This is a genomic window from Pseudomonas sp. TH37, from assembly GCF_016650735.1.
In the GTDB taxonomy this organism is placed as follows: domain Bacteria; phylum Pseudomonadota; class Gammaproteobacteria; order Pseudomonadales; family Pseudomonadaceae; genus Aquipseudomonas; species Aquipseudomonas farris.
On record NZ_JAEKFD010000014.1, the window covers coordinates 31,815 to 50,847 of the forward strand.

At 61.6% G+C, this 19,033-nt stretch carries 17 protein-coding genes and 1 pseudogene; 4 read left to right on the top strand and 14 right to left on the bottom strand.

The genetic code is table 11. The features are described from left to right. Positions 1–70 precede the first annotated feature (70 nt). The 14 genes and pseudogenes from urtA to JFU11_RS26165 all read right to left on the bottom strand — a co-directional run bounded on the left by urtA (position 71) and on the right by JFU11_RS26165 (position 14,298). On the bottom strand, positions 71–1,336 hold the full coding sequence (gene urtA / locus JFU11_RS26100; protein ID WP_007907378.1) for an urea ABC transporter substrate-binding protein: 1,266 nt from the start codon (positions 1,334–1,336) through the stop codon (positions 71–73). 976 nt (positions 1,337–2,312) lie between these two features. After that, a complete protein-coding gene (locus JFU11_RS26105; protein WP_201062541.1) occupies positions 2,313–3,323 on the bottom strand; it encodes an iron ABC transporter permease in 1,011 nt (336 codons plus the stop codon). Next, positions 3,320–4,279: an ABC transporter substrate-binding protein gene (locus tag JFU11_RS26110; RefSeq protein WP_201062542.1), complete on the bottom strand. Its 960-nt coding sequence runs from the start codon at positions 4,277–4,279 to the stop codon at positions 3,320–3,322. The genes JFU11_RS26105 and JFU11_RS26110 overlap by 4 nt, the downstream gene beginning before the upstream one ends. After that, positions 4,276–5,064: an ABC transporter ATP-binding protein gene (locus tag JFU11_RS26115; protein ID WP_123718999.1), complete on the bottom strand. Its 789-nt coding sequence runs from the start codon at positions 5,062–5,064 to the stop codon at positions 4,276–4,278. Before JFU11_RS26115 ends, JFU11_RS26110 begins: the two co-directional genes overlap by 4 nt. Positions 5,065–5,262: 198 nt before the next feature. Beyond that, a complete protein-coding gene (locus tag JFU11_RS26120) occupies positions 5,263–6,642 on the bottom strand; it encodes a PepSY domain-containing protein (protein ID WP_201062543.1) in 1,380 nt (459 codons plus the stop codon). Between the two features lie 147 nt (positions 6,643–6,789). Next, positions 6,790–8,907 carry a TonB-dependent copper receptor gene (locus tag JFU11_RS26125; protein ID WP_123718997.1) on the bottom strand — a complete coding sequence of 706 codons (2,118 nt, stop codon included), beginning with the start codon at positions 8,905–8,907 and terminating at the stop codon, positions 6,790–6,792. An 84-nt stretch (positions 8,908–8,991) separates the two neighbouring features. Then, positions 8,992–9,432 (bottom strand): DUF2946 domain-containing protein, encoded by a 441-nt coding sequence (locus JFU11_RS26130; protein WP_201121410.1) that lies wholly within the window; start codon positions 9,430–9,432, stop codon positions 8,992–8,994. Positions 9,433–9,453: 21 nt separating this feature from the next. Further along, positions 9,454–9,933: a copper chaperone PCu(A)C gene (locus tag JFU11_RS26135; RefSeq protein WP_201062545.1), complete on the bottom strand. Its 480-nt coding sequence runs from the start codon at positions 9,931–9,933 to the stop codon at positions 9,454–9,456. 48 nt (positions 9,934–9,981) lie between these two features. After that, positions 9,982–10,380 (bottom strand): DUF2946 domain-containing protein, encoded by a 399-nt coding sequence (locus tag JFU11_RS26140; protein WP_123718994.1) that lies wholly within the window; start codon positions 10,378–10,380, stop codon positions 9,982–9,984. Positions 10,381–10,479: 99 nt separating this feature from the next. Then, entirely contained in the window at positions 10,480–10,770 is a 291-nt protein-coding gene (locus tag JFU11_RS26145; protein ID WP_074873403.1) for an addiction module antidote protein, read from the bottom strand. 3 nt (positions 10,771–10,773) lie between these two features. Further along, positions 10,774–11,077 (bottom strand): annotated as a pseudogene (locus JFU11_RS26150) (type II toxin-antitoxin system RelE/ParE family toxin). A gap of 194 nt (positions 11,078–11,271) precedes the next feature. After that, on the bottom strand, positions 11,272–12,000 hold the full coding sequence (locus JFU11_RS26155) for a cobalt-precorrin-6A reductase (RefSeq protein WP_123718992.1): 729 nt from the start codon (positions 11,998–12,000) through the stop codon (positions 11,272–11,274). Beyond that, entirely contained in the window at positions 11,997–13,094 is a 1,098-nt protein-coding gene (locus JFU11_RS26160; protein WP_123718991.1) for a cobalt-precorrin-5B (C(1))-methyltransferase, read from the bottom strand. Before JFU11_RS26160 ends, JFU11_RS26155 begins: the two co-directional genes overlap by 4 nt. Beyond that, positions 13,087–14,298 carry a bifunctional cobalt-precorrin-7 (C(5))-methyltransferase/cobalt-precorrin-6B (C(15))-methyltransferase gene (locus JFU11_RS26165; protein WP_048396176.1) on the bottom strand — a complete coding sequence of 404 codons (1,212 nt, stop codon included), beginning with the start codon at positions 14,296–14,298 and terminating at the stop codon, positions 13,087–13,089. Before JFU11_RS26165 ends, JFU11_RS26160 begins: the two co-directional genes overlap by 8 nt. Before the next feature lie 144 nt (positions 14,299–14,442). On the opposite strand from JFU11_RS26165, the gene cobG reads away from it, so the two are divergent. From cobG to cobJ, 4 genes are read left to right on the top strand one after another with little or no spacing between them, the layout of a single operon-like run. Then, positions 14,443–15,750 (top strand): precorrin-3B synthase, encoded by a 1,308-nt coding sequence (gene cobG / locus JFU11_RS26170; protein ID WP_201062547.1) that lies wholly within the window; start codon positions 14,443–14,445, stop codon positions 15,748–15,750. Further along, on the top strand, positions 15,743–16,369 hold the full coding sequence (locus JFU11_RS26175; RefSeq protein WP_008069015.1) for a precorrin-8X methylmutase: 627 nt from the start codon (positions 15,743–15,745) through the stop codon (positions 16,367–16,369). Before cobG ends, JFU11_RS26175 begins: the two co-directional genes overlap by 8 nt. Then, a complete protein-coding gene (locus tag JFU11_RS26180) occupies positions 16,369–17,100 on the top strand; it encodes a precorrin-2 C(20)-methyltransferase (protein ID WP_201121413.1) in 732 nt (243 codons plus the stop codon). Before JFU11_RS26175 ends, JFU11_RS26180 begins: the two co-directional genes overlap by 1 nt. Beyond that, on the top strand, positions 17,100–18,803 hold the full coding sequence (cobJ, locus tag JFU11_RS26185) for a precorrin-3B C(17)-methyltransferase (RefSeq protein WP_201062549.1): 1,704 nt from the start codon (positions 17,100–17,102) through the stop codon (positions 18,801–18,803). Before JFU11_RS26180 ends, cobJ begins: the two co-directional genes overlap by 1 nt. Positions 18,804–19,033: the final 230 nt, after the last annotated feature.

Here is a 19,033-nt window from a genome sequence, read left to right on the forward strand (position 1 = left end):
AGGCAAGCCAGCTCCCACAGGGATTTGTGTCGGGCCCGAGCTCCGTGCCCAGCCCCGACACCCAGTGGCTTTAGTTGCTCTTCACCGCATAATCCGGCTTCTTGTCGTTACCCTGAATGAACGGGCTCCACGGCTGGGCGCGGATCGGCCCTTCGGTCTGCCACACCACGTTGAACTGACCGTCGGCCTGAATCTCGCCGATCATCACCGGCTTGTGCAGGTGGTGGTTGGTCTTGTCCATGGTCAGGGTGTAACCGGACGGCGCGGCGAAGGTCTGGCCGGCCAGGGCTTCGCGGACTTTGTTGACGTCGGTGGACTTGGCTTTTTCGGCCGCTTGCGCCCACATATGGATGCCGACGTAGGTGGCTTCCATCGGGTCGTTGGTCACCGCTTTGTCGGCGCCCGGCAGGTTGTGTTTCTTGGCGTAGGCCTTCCAGTCGGCGACGAATTTCTTGTTCTGCGGGTTCTCGACCGATTCGAAGTAGTTCCACGCCGCGAGGTTGCCCACCAGCGGTTTGGTATCGATGCCACGCAGTTCTTCTTCACCCACGGAGAACGCCACGACCGGAACGTCGGTGGCTTTCAGGCCCTGGTTGGCCAGCTCTTTATAGAACGGCACGTTGGAGTCGCCGTTGACCGTGGAGATGACCGCAGTCTTGCCACCGGCGGAGAATTTTTTGATGTTGGCCACGATGGTTTGATAGTCGCTGTGGCCGAACGGAGTGTAGACCTCTTCGATGTCCTTGTCGGCCACACCTTTGGAGTGCAGGAACGAGCGCAGAATCTTGTTGGTGGTGCGTGGGTAAACGTAGTCGGTGCCGAGCAGGAAGTAACGCTTGGCGCTGCCGCCTTCTTCGCTCATCAGGTATTCCACCGCCGGAATCGCCTGCTGGTTAGGCGCCGCGCCGGTGTAGAACACGTTCGGCGACATCTCTTCGCCTTCATACTGCACCGGGTAGAACAGCAGGCCGTTGAGTTCTTCGAACACCGGCAGTACCGATTTACGCGACACCGAGGTCCAGCAACCGAACACCACCGCCACTTTGTCCTGAGTCAGCAACTGCCGACCCTTTTCGGCGAACAGTGGCCAGTTCGACGCCGGGTCAACCACCACTGGCTCCAGCATCTTGCCGTTTACGCCGCCCTTGGCGTTTATTTCGTCGATGGTCATCAACGCCATGTCTTTGAGCGAGGTTTCGGAGATCGCCATGGTGCCGGACAACGAATGCAGAATACCGACCTTGATGGTCTCGGCGGCCTGGACCGTCCAGGCCATGCCCATCGCGGCAATGCTTGCCGATAGTGTGAAAGCCTTGATCAAACTGCGACGCTTCATTGTGCGATCTCCATGAACGTTAAAGTTTTTTATGGTTGGCAGATGCGGACGACTGAAGGGTCTTTAGCAAGGGCTGTGCCCGGTCGGGGAAGGGCAAGGAAATGTCGTATTAGAGCGGTTGCGCGGGTTTGGCGGCGCACCATGAAAGACCGCGTTTGGCGCACTGGTGCGAAGAGGTGCGCCAGATTGGGGCGCAGATATTGCCTCGCCCCCTGTAGGAGCGAAGCTTGCTCGCGAAGACGGTGTGTCAGTCACAGGGATATTGGATGGGCTGCCGTCATCGCAGGCAAGCCAGCTCCCACAGGTGGAGCGGTCATATACAAAATCTGTGTACGACACAAATCCTGTGGGAGCGGGCTTGCCCGCGATGGCGGTGGGTCAGTCAGGGTGATGGGATGTGCCGCTGTCATCGCAGGCAAGCCAGCTCCCACAGGTGGAGCGGTCATATACAAAATCTGTGTACGACACAAATCCTGTGGGAGCGGGCTTGCCCGCGATGGCGGTGGGTCAGTCAGGGTGATGGGATGTGCCGCTGTCATCGCAGGCAAGCCAGCTCCCACAAGGGGAGCGGTCATATACAAAATCTGTGTACGACACAGATCCTGTGGGAGCGGGCTTGCCCGCGATAGCGGTGGGTCAGCCACGGTGATGTTGAATGTGCCGCCGTCATCGCAGGCAAGCCAGCTCCCACAAGGGGAGCGGTCATATACAAAATCTGTGTACGACACAGATCCTGTGGGAGCGGGCTTGCCCGCGATAGCGGTGGGTCAGCCACGGTGATGTTGAATGTGCCGCCGTCATCGCAGGCAAGCCAGCTCCCACAAGGGGAGCGGTCATATACAAAATCTGTGTACGACACAGATCCTGTGGGAGCGGGCTTGCCCGCGATAGCGGTGGGTCAGCCACGGTGATGTTGAATGTGCCGCCGTCATCGCAGGCCAGCCAGCTCCCACAGGTGCAGTGGTTCTTTTGGACATTAGCGACGGCGCATCAGACCGATGAAGAACAACCCGCCAATGGCGGCGGTGGCGACGCCGATGGGCAAGTCTTCCGGGGCGATCAGGGTGCGTGCGGCCACGTCGACCCAGACGAGGAACAGGCTGCCCAACAAGACGCACACCGGCAGCAATCGCCGATGTTCAGCCCCAACCAACCGCCGCGCAATATGCGGCACCATCAACCCGACAAACCCGATAGACCCGCTGATCGACACCAACACCCCAGTCATCAACGACGCAATCAAAAACACCCGCAGCCGCACGGTGCGAGCATTCAAACCGAGAGTCACCGCCGTCTGCTCACCCGCCATCAACGCATTCAATGGCCGGGCCATCCCCAGCAACAACACCAACCCAAGCAACACACTGGCGGCCGGCACCGCGAGCAATTCCCAGCGCGCCAACCCGAGCCCGCCAAGCATCCAGAACATCACCGCAGAACTGGCGCGGTGATCACCGAGAAACAACAGCAGATTGGCGATCGCCATCATCACGAATGACACCGCCACGCCGCACAACAGCAGCCGATCACTGTCCAGTCGCCCATTACGATTGGCGATCATCAGCACGATCAACATGCTCAGCAGCGCGCCAATAAACGCCGCGATCGGCAAGGTCAGCAACCCGACAATCTCACCGACATGCAGTACCACGATCACCGCGCCGAGGGTCGCGCCGGAGGTCACACCTAGCAGGTGCGGATCCGCCAGCGGATTGCGCGTCACCGCTTGCAGCACCGCACCAATCAACGCCAGGCCGGCACCCACCAACGCGCCGAGCAACATGCGCGGCACGCGGATCAGCCAGACGATGTGTTCCTGGCCGGCCGTCCAGTCCGCAGCACCGAAGCCAATAATCTTGTGCAGCAGTATTCGCCAGACCACCTCCACCGGCACCCGCGCCGGGCCGAAGCCCAGCGACACCACGCACGACACCAGCAACAGCGCGCCGAGGGCCATCAGCAACAAGGCATAGCGACGATCGATCATTCGCCGTGGAAACCCTTGGCCAGGGTTTCGACCGCCAGCACGTTGTCGATCCCGGGTGTGGCCTGCACGTACGGAATGACGATGAAGCGCTGGTTTTTGATCGCGTCCACCGATTGCAGGGCCTGGTTGTTGAGCAGGAATTGTTCCTTCTGCTCGGCGGTGACTTCGCCGTAATCAACGATCACGATCACCTGCGGATTGCGCTCGACCACGTTCTCCCAATTCACCCGCGTCCAGCTCGCCTCAACATCGTCGAGAATATTGCGCCCGCCGGCAGCGTCGATCAGCGCTTGAGGCATGCCGAGACGACCGGAAGTCATGGCCCGGTCTTCACCGCTGTCGTAGAGAAACACCCGAGGCTTGTCCGTCGGCAGATCCTTGCGGATGTCGGCGACTTGCGCCTGCATCTCGGCGATCACGGTGTTGGCGCGGTCCTGCACGTCGAAGATTTTTCCGAGGTTGCGCAGGTCGTTGTAGGTGTCTTCCAGGCTGGCGGGCGGGCGCTTCATGACGAAGGCGCAGGACTCGGTGAGTTCGTAGACGTTGATGCCCAGCGGTTGCAGGGTTTGCGGCGTGAGATCACCGCCGACGCGCATGCCGTAATCCCAGCCGGCGAAGAAGAAATCGACGTTGGCGTTGAGCAGGGTTTCCACCGACGGGTACTTGGCCGCCAGCTCCGGCAAGCCATCGAGGATGGTCTGCATCTCGGGCGTCACCGACTTCCAGCCCGTCACGCCGCTATACCCGGCCATCCTTGGTTTGAGGCCGAGGGCGAGCATCATCTGGGTCATGTTGATGTCATGGCTGACTGCGTGTTTCGGTGCAGCCTTGAAGGTGACTTCGCGGTTGCAACTCTGAATGGTCAGCGGGTAATGCGTGGCTTCGGCAACCACATGGGCGCTGCCCAGCAGTAAAGCAATGGAGAGGCTGGAGCGCAGCAGGGAACGCAAAGTCATGGTTGGGTTATCCAGGTGATTCGTGGGTAGCCGTGCAAGGGATGGTCATCGATCAGGGCGTCGACGCCGAACACGTTGTGTAAAAGTTGTGCGGTCAGGACTTCTTTGGGCGGGCCGCTGGCAACGATGCGACCGTGATTGATCACGTACAGCCGATCGCAGAAAGCCGCAGCCAGATTGAGGTCGTGAATACTCGCCAGTGTGCCGATCTGCAGCCGCTTGACCAGTTGCAACAGCTCCAGCTGATAGCGCGGGTCGAGGTGATTGGTCGGTTCATCGAGGATCAGCAAGTGCGGTTGTTGAGCCAAGGCGCGGGCGAGGATTACCCGCTGTTTTTCACCGCCGGAAAGGGTGGCGAAGGCGTGGTCTTCGAAGCCCTTGAGGCCGACTGATTCGAGGGCGTGGGTCGCGAGTTTTCGGTCTTCAAGGGTGTCGCCATCAAACAGGCCTTTGTGCGGCGTGCGGCCCATGGCGACCACTTCCTCGACGGTCAGGCCGAAGGCATCGGGGAATTCCTGCAACACCACGGCGATGCGTTGCGCGCACCAGCGTGAGGATTGCTTCCAGACGTTGTGATGGTCGAGCTTTACCTCACCGCTCTCGGGTTTGCTGAAGCGGTAGGCGCACCGCAACAGGCTGGTCTTGCCGCTGCCGTTGGGGCCGATCAACCCGACGAACTCACCGGCGGCCACGTGCAAGGATGCGTCACGCAGCTGGAACTGATGATGGCAATGGCCGTGGCCCAGGGGTGTCCAGGCGAGGTTCGTGAGGTTCAGCGAGGTCATGCAGTTCTCTTGGGGTTTTTGGTGTTGCTGATGACGCCTTCGCGGGCAAGCCTCGCTCCCACAGGTTTTGTGTCGTACGCAATATTTGTGATCGACATAAACCTTGTAGGAGCGAGGCTTGCCCGCGAAGAGGCCCTATGCTTCAGAGATAATCGCCAGAAGTCTATAGATCCCTCTAAAACACGCATCTCACCTGCTTCATGATGAAGCTGAAGTGGATTCAGTTTGCCGGCTCAAGCGCGACAGCAGCAACCGATCCAGTACCCACACGACCACCAGCGAAGCCCCCACCAACGGAAACATCACCGCCAACCCGAACATAATGACCATCGCGGTTTTCCATTTCGGCAGGTCGTGACGCAACGGCGGTACGCCGAACTTGCCCTGTGGCCGGCGCTTCCACCAGATCACTACGCCGCTGACGGCGCTGAGCAAAATCATCAGGCAGATCAGCAGTACGATGATCTGATTGAACGGGCCGAACATCTTGCCTTCGTGCAGCATCACGCCGACTTCGGTGGCCCGGGCGACGTTGCTGTAATGCTGCCAGCGCACGTCGGCGAGGACGTCGCCAGTGTACTGGTCGACATGCAAGGTGGCGTCGTTGCGCGGGTCGTCGGCGAACACCGCGATGGTGAACACGCCGGTAGCCGTGGTGGGGAAGGTGATGCTGTAGCCGGGCTCGACCTTACGTTGCACGGCGATGTTTTGCACGTCTTGCAGGCTGATGGTCGGCGCTGCCGGACCGGTTTGCGTGCTGGCGTGGGCCATGTGTTCGGCGTGGTCGCCGGACATCGGCATCGGCGTGTTTTCCATGGCCCACGGCACGGTCTGGCGCGTGGCGCTGTTGAGGCTGCGGGCCTCGACGTCGGACTTCGGCACGTCATTCCACATGGCTACCGGGAAGCGGTTCCAGAGGTCGGCGTATTGCTTGCCCCAGAACCCGGTCCAGGTCATGCCGCTGAGCAGCATCACCAGCAGCAATGCCGCGCCCCAGAACCCGGTCACCGCGTGCAGGTCACGCCAGAGCACTCGGCCACGACTGTTCAAGCGTGGCCAGAGAATCCCGGCGGACTGGCCGCGCGGCCACCATAAAAATACCCCGGAAACCACCAGCACGACGCCCCAACCGGCGGCCAGTTCCACCAGTCGATCACCGACGGTGCCGATCATCAATTCGCCGTGAATCGATCGCGCGACTGCTTGCAGATTCTTCTTCGCGTCTTGCTCGCCAAGGATGTCGCCGTGGTACGGATCGATGAACACGTTCAGTTCATGACCTTCGTTGATCACCACAAATTGCGCACTGCGTTCAGCGTTGACCGGCGGCAGGTACTGTTTGATCTGACCTTGTGGGTACGCCTCTTTCACCCGTTTGAGCAGGTCGTCGGCGGAGACTTTGTGATGAGCAACCGGGACGTTCAGCAGGCTGCCGTACATCAACGGATCGAGTTGCGGTTTGAACAGGTAGATGATGCCGGTCAAGGCCAGCATCACCATGAATGGCGCGACGAACAGGCCGGCATAGAAATGCCAGCGCCAGGCCAGGTTGTAGAAATTCGGTTTGGGCTGTTTCATCTGGTGTGCTCCGCTTGGCGATTCATTTGTCTTGAAAAGATCGCAGCCTCCGGCAGCTCCTACGGGATGTGTGTACACCCGCAATTCCGGCGGCCTCCTTGGCCCTTGTAGGAGCTGCCGAAGGCTGCGATCTTTTGACTTTTCTTGTTAGAAGCTCATATCAACCTTGGTCCAGAGTGTGCGCCCCGGTTCGTTGATGGCTTGCGGGTCATTGGCCGGGAAGCCAAAACCGGCGTTGCCCGCCAGGTTCAGGTGTTCGGCGTAGGCCTTGCCGAACAGATTGTCGACGCCACTGCTGACCTTCCAGTTCTTGTTGATCCGGTACGCGCCGTTGAGTGAGAACACGCCGAACCCAGAGCTCGTGTCGAAATCTTTGCCGACCACGTTGCCCTTGTTCTGGTCGATGCGGTTCTGCGCCGCAACCACGCGCCACAAGGCGCCGGCGCTCCAGTTGTCTTCGCTGTAGGTCAGGCCGAAACGTGCATCCAGCGGTGGCATCTGCGGCAGGGCGCTGCCGTCGCTGCTGTTCTTGCCCCAGGCGTAGGCCAGGGTCGCGTCGGCTTTCCAGTGGGCCGTCAGCTTGTAGGCTGCACCGAGTTCGCCGCCCATGATTCGCGCGTCGATGTTCTCGGCTTGCGAGGTCATGCCCATCATCCCCGGCGTGTAGTTGAACAGGATGTAGTCACGCACCTGCCCGACGTAACCCGAGGCCCAGGCTTCGAGGTCTTCGGTCTTGTACTGCAGGCCGAAGTCGAGCTGGGTGGTTTTCTCCGGTTTGATCGAGTCGAAGGCATTCACCGAACCGGCGGGACCGGACTTGGGCGAGAACAGCTCCCAGTAATCCGGGAAACGCTGGGAGTGACCGAGGCCCGCATACAGCGTGGTCGGGCTGTCAGCCAGGTCATGTTCGTAACGGACGAAACCGCTCGGCAGTGTATCGGCGCGGGTGTCGTCGGCCGTCGGGTTTGGGCGGGCCATCATCCCGGAGCCGATGGTCTGCCGATAATCCTTGGCCGACGCGCGATCCAGTCGTGCACCGCTGATCAACCGATCGCGGTCGGCGGCGTACCAGGTCAGTTCGCTGAACACGCCGTAGTTATGGAAGTCGGCGTCCTTGTTGCGCGGCACATCCTTGTAGGCGTCGACGCCCATGGCGCTGCGTTGGCGGTGTTCGTTGGTTTGCGCATCCAGGCCACCGATCAGTTGCACATCGGCCCAGCGCCAGGTGGCTTTGATCCGCGCGCCGAGGGTTCGGCGGTCGACGTTGGAGGCCATGGGGCCGGCCATCATCCCGGTGCCGGACGGCGTGCGCAGGGTGTAGTTGTCCATCACGTGGTCGGCGTAGTTGTAGTAGACCTGCGCCTCGACCTTATCCAGCACCTCACCGATGTTTGATTGCTCGAAGCGCAGGCCCAGGCTTTCGCGCAAGAACTGCGAACCGTCCATGCCACGCCCGGCGTAACGGGCTTCGCCATCGCCCTTGCCGGCGGTCAGTTCCAGCAGCGTGTCGGCGCTTGGGGTCCAGCCGACAGCAACGTCGCCGTTCCACTTGTCATAGCGCGAGGGCACGGTGTCGTTGTTGCCGTCCTTGTAATCGTCGGAATGCGCGGTGTTGCCGATCACTCGCACGTAACCCAGCGGCCCACCGGCAGCGGCGTCCACTACTTTGTCGAAACGGCCGTTGGAACCGGCCAGCACGCTGGCGTTCACCCGGGTGCCGAGTTCGCCGAAGCTTTCCGGCTCACGGTCGAACAGGACGGTGCCGGCTGATGCGCCGGGGCCCCAAAGCACGGTTTGCGGGCCTTTAATGACGGTGAGTTTGTCGTAGGTTTCCGGTGAAATGTACGAAGTCGGCGCGTCCATGCGGCCGGGGCAGGCGCCGAGCATCATGCTGCCGTTGGTGAGGATATTCAGTCGCGAGCCGAACATGCCGCGCAGCACCGGATCACCGTTGGTGCCGCCGTTGCGCACCAGCGCGAAACCGGGGATGGTCTTCAGATAATCACCACCGTCGCTGGCCGGCACCGGTTGGCGCGGGTCCTTGGGGTTGGTGACGATGGTCAGCGGCGAACTCGGCGCGATGGCGGTAATCACCGTCGGGCTCAGTTCTTCGGTGTGGTCGGCGTGTTCATCGGCCAGCACCATCGGTGTCAGCAGCAAGCCGCAAAGAACGGCGGTGGCGTGCCTGAAACGAACGCGAGATTCGTTCAGGGCAAAAGAAGCCTGGGCAGCGCCCAAACGTGTGTCAGCAGAAAACCTGGACATGACAATTTCCATCGAACAGTCGTAAACAACACGGCCGGCAGCCTGCGGCTGTCTTCTAAACCGTGTGAAATTGGAAGTGGGTGTTTACGCGACGATGGGCGGTGCGCGGGTGCGGGCACCGGGGAAGAAGGTTTGCCGGGCGTGGCCCAGGCGGGTAGCGGGAGTGGTGAAAGTGGTTGTCTGTGGACTGTCGAAAGCGACGAAGGACTGACCGCCAGTGAGAGCAGGGCAATTGAACAGCAGGCTGCAATAGCCGCATTTTTCCCAGAGTGCGTGATGGTCAGTTTTGGGCGGGCAGTGCTCGGCGGCGGGTTGCGCGCCATGCTCCATGGCCGGCATGTCCATGTCCATGTCCATCGACATGCTGCTCATGGACATCGAGGCGCGTTGATCCATCGGCATCGATTGAGAAATCAGCGGGCCGATAAAGATCATCAGCATGGCGAACAGGCTGATCCAGCTGCCGCGGGTCAGGCTCATTGGCTGACGGCGATGCACGGATGACCTGGTGCCAAGCGGGCGCATGGGCGTTTTCAACGTCGGCGATTACTGAGCGTGCATGTGTTCTTGCATGCTGTCAGGCGCCTTTTTCTGCACAGTGACGTCGACTGTGACATCGCCGGATTTTTCGAAATGCATCGTCAACGGGAAGCGCTTGCCGTCGCTCAACAGGCTGCGGTCTTTCAACTCCAGCAGCATCACGTGATACGCCATCGGTGCGAAGGTAACTTCGCCGCCAACCGGAATATCGACGCTGGGCACTTGCTGCATTTTCATCAGATCGTTTTGCATCACATGCTCGTGCAGCTGGGCAACGCCTGCGATTGGCGAGTCGACGCTCAGCAATCGGTCGGCGGTTTTGCCGCTGTTGTGAATCACGAAATACGCTGCGACGGTGGGCGCGTTGGGGGGCAATTCTTGCGACCATGGATGGGCGATCTCAAGCTCGCCAGCCTTGTATTCGTGAGCATTGGCAAAACAGGCAGGCAGCAGCAATACAGCCAGAACGATGAGTTTGTTCAACATGGCAGTTCTCCAGAACGATTCAAAACGCAGGTCAATTGCGAGAAGGAATCACACCAGAGGGGACGCGCGGGGGTTGAGACTCGGCCATTGCTGGCGCGGTGTAGGAGTGTCGAGCGTGGCAGGCGGCAGGCTTCGATTGGCCTCGAAACGCGCGAAATACAACTGCGGCGCATGCCCCGGCAACGCCACCAATGGCGCGGAGCCCGAGCAACACCAGCAATGTTGCATATTGGAATGATCGTCGCTCTGCGGAGCTTTCTGCTCGATGTCTCCCAGGGAAATCGCTACCAGTTTGGTGCCGTTGGAAGAGCAGAAACTGCCCCACAACAATTGCTCTGCAGGCGATTTCGCCGTCTGCGCCATCGCTCCGGACATCGGCATGGCGAGCATGTTGAACAGCACTGCAAAGCAGGCGATCCAGGCAAATGCAAGCCGTTGTCGGGACATGAGGGCAGATCCGGTTGAGTGGGCAATCAGGCGCGGCTATTTAGCCTGATCAGGGGCGATAAGTAAAAAGGCCGCGTGTGGTGTGGTGTCGCAGTGCAATCAGAGAGCGCTGGCATGCAGCCGTAGGCCTAATGCTTTCATCACTTTCATGATAGTCGCGAATTCCGGGTTGCCAGTGCTGCCCAATGCTTTGTAGAGACTCTCGCGACCCAGCCCGGCATCACGGGCAATCTGTGTCATGCCTTTTGCACGAGCTATGTCGTTGAGTGCGGCACGTATGAGAACTCCGTCACCTGCATCTTCTTCAAAGCAGGCGTCCAGGTAAGCGGCCATTTCTTCTGGTGTTTTGAGAAATTCGGCGGCGTCGAATCGGGTGAATTGTTCGGCCATGACTTACTCCTCATTACCGATGTTTTGCGCCATTTGAAGAGCGCGTTTGATATCTCGCTTTTGAGTCGACTTGTCACCGCCCCACCAGCAGCAGATAGACCACTGCCCCTCGACGAGTGAAATACATCCTGTAGCCGGGGCCGTAATGAACACGCATTTCATAAACAGCTTCGCCTACGGATTCGCAATCACCAAAATTACCGTGTTCGGCAGCTCGAAGCCTGGCGATAATGCGAGCTTTACCGATGATGTCTCTCAATGAGTCGAGCCAATCGGCAAACGCACGAGATCGTTCGAAGTCGATCATGTCGGATCGTATTCCTTGGGATACAAATTGGCAAGCCACACTTTTCTCGGCCCAATGGGAGGCCTTACCCATGAGTGGCATGGGTGGTGTTGCTAGCTAGGATCAGGGGAATCGAATATAGAGTTGAAGCGCTTGCCGGGAACAGTCGGCCCTCTCCTGGAAAGTTGTCGGCAAAGTCGCAAGGTCGTGCAGGCTCAGGAAATGTCTGACACTGACAAAGCCGCCAAGACGTCATCCACCGCCCCAAATTCCCGCTCAACCCCCGGCAACACCGGCCGCTTCAACACCAGCACCGGCACTCCACGTTCCCGCGCCACTTCCAGTTTCGGCTCGGTGGCGGTGCTGCCGCTGTTTTTGCTGATCAGCACATCGATCTGCCGACGCTCGAACAGCTCGCGTTCATCCTCGATCAGAAACGGCCCACGCGCGCTGATCACTTCGCAGCGCTCGTTGCCCGGATAAACGTCCAGTGCACGCAAGGTCCAGAATTGCTCCGGCGGGATTTCGTGCAGGTGCTGCAGCGGTTCGCGTCCGAGGGTGAACAGCGGTCGCCGGAAGGGTTTGAGCGCTTCGATCAGTTCGGCCCAGTCGCTGACTTCGCGCCAGTCATCCCCGGCTTGTGGTTGCCAGGCCGGACGCCGCAAAGCCCAGCACGCAATGCCGCTCAACTTCGCGGCGGTGGCGGCGTTCTGGCTGATTTGCGCTGCGTAGGGATGGGTCGCATCCAGCAGCAGGTCAATGCCTTCATCCCGGATGAATTGCGCCAGACCTTCAGCGCCGCCATAGCCGCCAACCCGAACCTGGCAGTTCAGATCCGTCGGCACGCGACCGACACCGGCCAGGCTATAGATGTGTTCCGGGCCCAGAGTCCGGGCGATGGCCAGGGCCTCCGTGACGCCGCCGAGCAACAACACGCGCTTCATTGAAAAACTCCTGCATGGCCGACAATCCCGCCCTGGCGATCGATGGCGAACACTTCGACCTGAACCTGCGCCGGCACCACGCTGCGGGCAAAGTCCAGGGCGTGCTGGCACACCGCGTCACCGAGCGCGATCCCCGCAGCGCTGGCCATGGCCAACGCCTGCTGACTGGTATTGGCTTCGCGGATCGCCTGTTGCAGCGCCGCATCGGCACCGACCGCCGCGGCCCATTCGGCCAATTGCGGCAGGTCGATGCTTGAATGCCGACTGTGCAAATCCATGTGCCCGGCCGCCAGTTTGCTGATTTTGCCGAAGCCGCCGCACAGGCTGAGTTTAGCCACAGGCACTTTGCGCAAATGCTTGAGCACCGCGCCGACGAAGTCGCCCATTTCGATCAGGGCGATTTCCGGCAAGTCATAGACTCGGCGCATGGTGTCTTCGCTGGCGTTGCCGGTGCACGCGGCGATGTGCAGGTAACCGTTGGTTTTGGCGACGTCGATACCTTGATGGATCGAGGCGATGTAGGCCGCGCAGGAAAACGGCCGGACGATGCCGCTGGTGCCTAGGATCGACAAGCCGCCGAGAATCCCCAGCCGCGGGTTCATGGTTTTCAGCGCCAGGGCTTCGCCGTCCTCGACGTTTACCGTGACCTCGAAGCCGCCCGGGTAATCAAGCTCCTCGGCCAGCAGCGTCAGGTGCTCGCTGATCATTTTGCGCGGCACCGGGTTGATTGCCGGTTCGCCGACGTTCAGCACCAGCCCGGGCCGGGTGACGGTGCCCACGCCACGGCCGGCGCTGAAGCGAATGCCCGGCTCACTGTGCAAGCGCACTTGGGAAAAGAGCAGGGCGCCGTGGGTTACGTCCGGGTCGTCGCCGGCGTCCTTGATCGTTCCGGCTTCGGCGCCGTCGTTCATCAGTCGACAGAATTCCAGGCGCATCTGCACCCGTTTGCCTTTGGGCAGAATGATCTCGACGGCGTCCGCTTCGACGCCACTGAGCAGCAGGCGTGCCGCCGCGAGGCTGGTGGCGGTGGCGCAGCTGCCGGTGGTCAGGCCGCTGCGCAGCGGGGCGGGTTGTTCGGCGGTTTCGTCACGCATCGAGGGGTTTCGTCACGTCCAGCAGGGTAATCGGCAGCGCCTGACGCCAGGTGTCGAACTCGCCCAACGGTTGCGCCTGAGCGACGTGAATGCGGGTCAGTTCACCGCCATGCCGTTCGCGCCAGGCCATCAGGGTCACTTCGCTTTGCAGGGTGACGGCGTTGGCGATCAGCCGACCGCCGGGTTTGAGTTGCGCCCAGCAAGTGTCGAGCACGCCTTCGCGGGTGACACCGCCACCGATGAAAATTGTGTCCGGGCGTTCGAGTCCGGTCAGGGCTTGCGGCGCGCTGCCGCGAATCAGTTGCAGACCGGGGACGCCCAAGGCGTCGCGGTTGTGTTCGATCAACAACTGCCGCCCTTCATCGGCTTCGATGGCCAGCGCCCGGCAGCTCGGGTGAGCGCGCATCCATTCGATACCGATCGAACCGCTGCCGGCGCCGACATCCCACAGCAGTTCGCCGGGTGTCGGTGCGAGGCGGGCGAGGGTGATGGCGCGCACGTCGCGCTTGGTCAGTTGGCCGTCGTGCTGGAAAGCAGAGTCTGGCAACCCGGCGAGGCGCGACAGGCGAGGTGTGTTCGGTTCGGCGATGCATTCGATGGCGATCAGGTTCAGATCGGCGATCAGCGGCTCGCTCCAGTCATTGGCGACACCCTCGATACGTCGTTCGGCTTCGCCGCCCAGATGTTCCAGCACGGTGAGGCGACTCGGCCCGAAACCGCGCTCGCGCAGCAACGCCGCGATGGCTGCCGGACTCTGGCTGTCATTGCTCAACACCAGCAAGCGCACACCACTGAACACATGGGCGTTGAGTGCGGCGACGGGGCGGGCGACCACCGACAGGGTCACTACGTCCTGCAACGGCCAGCCCAGGCGAGCGGCCGCCAATGACACGGAAGACGGGGCGGGCAGGATCAGCATTTCCGCACCGGGCAGTTGCCGCGAAAGGCTGGCACCGACGCCATAGAACATCGGGTCGCCGCTGGCCAGCACACACACCGGCTCGCCACGCAGTGCCAGTAACGGTTCAAGGGAAAACGGACTCGGCCATAATTGCCGCTCGCCGCGAATGCACACCGGCAGCAAATCCAGTTGTCGCTGACCGCCAATGATCCGCGAAGCGCCCAGCAGGGCGCGACGGGCATTCTTGCCCAGGCCCTTGAAGCCGTCTTCACCGATACCTACTACTGTCAGCCAGGGTGACATCTGCCGTCCTCAAAAAAAGTCCACAAACGGACTGTTCCGACGGGCAGGCTTTTCATGCCGTCGGACAAAGCAGGCATAATACCGCGCCTTCGCCCGCGAAGCGCCTTTCCCACACAGCCGGTCGCCCCTTTGAACGAACGCCCGATGTCCACCGCCTTACGCCCCTCGGCCTGCCCGGGGTTGCTGCGTATTGTCCCGGCACTGGATGGGGGCATTTGTCGGATCAAATTGAACGGCGGCTCGATCAGCGCCGCCCAGGCTGAAGCGGTGGCCAGCGCGGCCGAGCGGTTTGCCGGGGGCGTGATCGAGGCGACCAACCGCGCCAACCTGCAGATTCGCGGGATTGGCGGCGAGCAGACGGCCTTGATCGACAGCCTGCTCGCCGCAGGATTGGGCCCGCGTACCGCGGCGGGCGACGATGTGCGCAATCTGATGCTCAGCCCGAGCGCCGGGATCGACCGGCAGATGTTGCTCGATACGCGCCCGTTGGCCGAACAGATCCTCACCAGCCTGCAAAGCCATGAGCGTTTTCACCAGTTGAGCGCCAAATTTGCCGTGCAACTCGATGGCGGCGAAAGCCTGGCGATGCTCGAACATCCTCATGACCTGTGGTTGAGCGCCGTTGAGCACGAGGGTGAGTGTGTGCTGGCCTTCGGTCTGGCGGGTTGCCCGACCCAGACTCCGTCGGGCGCGGTGCGACTGGAAAACGGCCATGCGCTGGTGATCGCGGTGCTTGAGTTGTTCCTCGATCTGGCGCGTCCCGACCAGACGCGCATGCGTCATCTGCTGGCCGAATACCCGGTGGCCGGGTTTGTCGCTCAAGTAGCCGAACGTGTGCCGCTACTGTCCATTGTGAGCGGGGCGCGCGTTACGAACTCGAATGTTCTGCATATCGGTGTTCATCCCCAGCGTGAAACCGGCCGTGTCTATGTCGGCGCGACGCCGCCTCTGGGCCGGCTCGATCCCGCCATGCTTCGGGGCGCGGCACGACTGGCCCGTGAAAGGGGCGATGGCAGTCTGCGCTTCACTCCTTGGCAAAGCCTGCTGCTGCCAGATATCCACGAAGACGACGCCGCTCAAGTTATCCACAGCCTGGAAAGTTTGCGCCTGCGCTGTTCGGCAGACGATGCCTTGGCGCATCTGATTGCCTGCACCGGTTCGGCGGGTTGCGGCAAAGGCCTGTCCGACACCAAAGGCGATGCGCTGCAACTGGCGACGTTGTTGCAACGTCAAGGCCAAGTCTTTGATGTGCATCTGTCTGGCTGCGCGCGTTCCTGCGCGGCGGCACACATCACGCCAGCGACGTTGCTGGCAGTCTCACCCGGTCACTACGACCTCTATTTTCGCGACGCAGCACAGCCGGGTTTCGGCGCGCTGCACGCACGCAATCTTACTATTGAAGCGGTCGCGACCTTGCTCGACGCCCGCTCACGGAGCTCCCTTGATGCTTGATTACATCCGCGACGGTCAGGAGATCTATCGCAACTCCTTCGCGATCATTCGCGCCGAGGCCAACCTTGCGCGTATTCCGGCCGATCTGGAGAAACTCGCGGTGCGGGTGATCCACGCCTGCGGCATGGTCGAGGCCATCGACGGGCTGCAATTTTCCGAAGGCGCCGGCAAGGCCGGGCGCGATGCGTTGGCGGCTGGTGCACCGATTCTGTGCGACGCGCGGATGGTCAGCGAAGGCGTGACCCGCGCGCGTTTGCCGGCCAATAACCAAGTGATCTGCACACTGCGCGATGACAGCGTCCCGGAGCTTGCCCGCGAGTTGGGCAACACCCGTTCCGCTGCCGCGCTGGAACTGTGGCGTCCGCACCTGGAGGGCAGCGTGGTGGTGATCGGCAATGCGCCGACCGCGCTGTTTTATCTGCTGGAGATGCTCGACGCCGGCGCGCCGAAACCGGCGCTGATCCTCGGCTTCCCGGTGGGTTTCGTCGGCGCCGCCGAATCCAAGGCGATGCTCGCGGCGGACAGCCGTGGCGTGCCTTTCGTCATCATGCAAGGCCGGTTGGGCGGTAGTGCCATGGCCGCCGCCGCCGTCAACGCCCTCGCCACGGAGATTGAATGATGCAGCAACCTGGACGTTTGATTGGCCTGGGCGTCGGCCCCGGTGATCCGGAACTGATTACCGTCAAAGCCTTGCGCCTGTTGCGCGAATCTCCGGTGGTGGCGTACTTCGTCGCCAAGGGCAAGAAGGGCAACGCCTTCGGCATCATCGAAGCGCATCTGCAGGACGCACAAACCCTGCTGCCGCTGGTTTACCCGGTGACCACCGAAGCGCTGCCGGCGCCGTTGTCGTACGAACAAGTTATCAGCGATTTCTACGATGCGGCTGGCGAACAACTCGCCGCGCATCTGGACGCTGGCCGTGACGTGGCGGTGATCTGTGAAGGCGATCCGTTCTTCTACGGCTCCTACATGTACCTGCACGATCGTCTGGCCGAACGCTATAAAGCCGAAGTCGTGCCGGGCGTCTGCTCGATGCTTGGCGGTGCGTCGGTACTCGGCGCGCCGCTGGTGTATCGCAATCAGAGCCTGTCGGTGTTGTCGGGTGTGCTGCCGCACGAAGACCTCAAGCGGCGACTGGCCGATGCCGATGCGGCGGTGATCATGAAACTGGGGCGCAATTTTCCCAAGGTCCGTCAGGTGCTCGAAGAACTCGGTCTGGCGGAGCGTGCGCTGTACGTCGAGCGCGCGACCATGGCCAATCAGAAAATCGTGCCGCTGGATCAGGTCGAGCCGATGTCCTCGCCGTACTTCTCGCTGATCATCGTTCCCGGTGAAAGGTGGCAAGGCTGATGGCCCATTCCGCTCCGGCGATTGTCATTCTCGGCAATGGCAGCCTCGCGACTGCGCGCAAGATTCAGCAGGTGTATCCGGGCGCGCTGATCCATGGATTGGCCGAACGGGTCGAAGGCGCGGACCGTGTTTATCACGAGTTCGGCGCGACCCTGCGCGAACTTTATCAACAGGACACGCCGATCATCGCGCTGTGCGCCGCCGGGATTGTGATCCGCACCCTGGCGCCGTTGCTGCTGGAAAAAGGTGCCGAGCCGCCGGTGCTGGCCGTGGCCGAAGACGGTAGCGCAGTGGTGCCGCTGCTCGGCGGTCTCGGCGGGGTGAATGTCATGGCGCGCGAAATTGCCGCTGGCCTCGACGTCGCGGCGGCGATCACCACCAGCGGTGAATTGCGTTTCGGCACCTGCCTGCTCAATCCACCCAGCGGCTATGCCTTGGGCGATCTGGAGTTGGGCAAGCGCTTCGTCTCGGACTTGCTGGCTGGCGAACACGTGCGCATCGAAGGCGCTGCGCCTTGGTTGGCGCAAGCACAATTGCCAGAAGACCCTCAGGCGCATTTGTCGATCCATATCGGCAGCGCCGAACGGACGCTGGCCGCCAATGAATTGTTGATCTACCCGCGCAGTGTGTTGTTGGCTGTCAGCGCCACGATGGCGGATTTGCCCCAGGCGATTCGCGCGGCGCTGCGTCAGGCGCGAGTCGCCGTTCAATCGCTGGCGTGCCTACTGGCGCCGGTCTCGGAGATGGCCAGCCCGGCGTTGCGCGAAGCGGCGCTTGAACTGGGGGTGCCGCTGCGTTTTGCCTCCCCCGCCAACGATGCCGGCGAGTTGGCTCGCACGGCTGTTCCCGACGCGACAATTCTCCCGATCGACGCAAACCTGGCGCTGGCGATTGCCGAACAACCGCTGGATATCGCACAGATCGGCCGCCCTCGCGGTCGGCTGGCGGTGATCGGTTTGGGCCCGGGTGCCGCGGAACTGATGGTGCCTGCGGTGAAGGCCGAACTGGCCAAAGCCACGGATGTGCTCGGTTATGAAACTTATGTACGCATGGCCGGCCCGTTTCGACCGGATCAAGTGTTGCATTGCACCGACAACCGCGAGGAGATGCAGCGTGCCCGTCACGCCTTCGAACTGGCGGCCCAAGGGCGTTCGGTGATTGTGGTCTCGTCCGGTGACCCCGGCGTGTTCGCCATGGCCGCCGCGGTGCTCGAAGCCTTGCACGAGTCGAGTGAGCCGGCCTGGCACAGCGTCGATCTGGAGATTCTGCCGGGGGTTTCTGCTTCGCTGGCGACCGCCGCTCAGGCCGGTGCACCGCTGGGGCATGACTTCTGCGTGATGTCGCTGTCGGACAACCTCAAGCCGTGGTCGATCATCGAGAAGCGTCTGGACCTGGCCGCCGAAGCCGATCTGGCGCTGGCTTTCTATAACCCGATATCCCGTTCTCGGCCGTGGCAGTTAGGCCGTGCTCTGGAAATCGTTGCACAGCACCGTACGCCGCAAACCCCGGTGGTTCTGGGCCGTGATATCGGCCGGCCCGGCCAGACGCTGCGGGTCACCACACTCGGTGAGCTCACGCCTGAGCAAGTGGACATGCGCACCATGGTGCTGATCGGCTCGTCCACCACCTGCGTGTTCCCCCGCGCCGAAGGTGGCGACTGGGTCTACACACCGCGTTGGTATGGCAACAAACCCCTCTGCTGAACCCTGGCGGCCCGTTCGGGCCGCCTTCATCACCTGAATCCCGCTATTTTCCCGATTGTTACGGCATTTGTGCGTGTAAGCCTGTTCGGTCATTTGAGTGGGATTGGGTTGTCTGTCCAGGAAGAACTTTGATCCTGCTTTGTAGGAAGTTTTACTTTGATACCGGTGTTTTTCAGGTGTGACAACTCATAACTTAAGACGGCTGTTACAAGGTCCGGCTATGGCGAGCT

What these genes read in the sequence shown, in the direction of transcription:
- urtA (WP_007907378.1), bottom strand. Translation starts at nt 1,336, where the DNA reads ATGAAGCGTCGCAGTTTGATCAAGGCTTTCACACTATCGGCAAGCATT.
- JFU11_RS26105 (WP_201062541.1), bottom strand. Translation starts at nt 3,323, where the DNA reads ATGATCGATCGTCGCTATGCCTTGTTGCTGATGGCCCTCGGCGCGCTG.
- JFU11_RS26110 (WP_201062542.1), bottom strand. Translation starts at nt 4,279, where the DNA reads ATGACTTTGCGTTCCCTGCTGCGCTCCAGCCTCTCCATTGCTTTACTG.
- JFU11_RS26115 (WP_123718999.1), bottom strand. Translation starts at nt 5,064, where the DNA reads ATGACCTCGCTGAACCTCACGAACCTCGCCTGGACACCCCTGGGCCAC.
- JFU11_RS26120 (WP_201062543.1), bottom strand. Translation starts at nt 6,642, where the DNA reads ATGAAACAGCCCAAACCGAATTTCTACAACCTGGCCTGGCGCTGGCAT.
- JFU11_RS26125 (WP_123718997.1), bottom strand. Translation starts at nt 8,907, where the DNA reads ATGTCCAGGTTTTCTGCTGACACACGTTTGGGCGCTGCCCAGGCTTCT.
- JFU11_RS26130 (WP_201121410.1), bottom strand. Translation starts at nt 9,432, where the DNA reads ATGCGCCCGCTTGGCACCAGGTCATCCGTGCATCGCCGTCAGCCAATG.
- JFU11_RS26135 (WP_201062545.1), bottom strand. Translation starts at nt 9,933, where the DNA reads ATGTTGAACAAACTCATCGTTCTGGCTGTATTGCTGCTGCCTGCCTGT.
- JFU11_RS26140 (WP_123718994.1), bottom strand. Translation starts at nt 10,380, where the DNA reads ATGTCCCGACAACGGCTTGCATTTGCCTGGATCGCCTGCTTTGCAGTG.
- JFU11_RS26145 (WP_074873403.1), bottom strand. Translation starts at nt 10,770, where the DNA reads ATGGCCGAACAATTCACCCGATTCGACGCCGCCGAATTTCTCAAAACA.
- JFU11_RS26155 (WP_123718992.1), bottom strand. Translation starts at nt 12,000, where the DNA reads ATGAAGCGCGTGTTGTTGCTCGGCGGCGTCACGGAGGCCCTGGCCATC.
- JFU11_RS26160 (WP_123718991.1), bottom strand. Translation starts at nt 13,094, where the DNA reads ATGCGTGACGAAACCGCCGAACAACCCGCCCCGCTGCGCAGCGGCCTG.
- JFU11_RS26165 (WP_048396176.1), bottom strand. Translation starts at nt 14,298, where the DNA reads ATGTCACCCTGGCTGACAGTAGTAGGTATCGGTGAAGACGGCTTCAAG.
- cobG (WP_201062547.1), top strand. Translation starts at nt 14,443, where the DNA reads ATGTCCACCGCCTTACGCCCCTCGGCCTGCCCGGGGTTGCTGCGTATT.
- JFU11_RS26175 (WP_008069015.1), top strand. Translation starts at nt 15,743, where the DNA reads ATGCTTGATTACATCCGCGACGGTCAGGAGATCTATCGCAACTCCTTC.
- JFU11_RS26180 (WP_201121413.1), top strand. Translation starts at nt 16,369, where the DNA reads ATGCAGCAACCTGGACGTTTGATTGGCCTGGGCGTCGGCCCCGGTGAT.
- cobJ (WP_201062549.1), top strand. Translation starts at nt 17,100, where the DNA reads ATGGCCCATTCCGCTCCGGCGATTGTCATTCTCGGCAATGGCAGCCTC.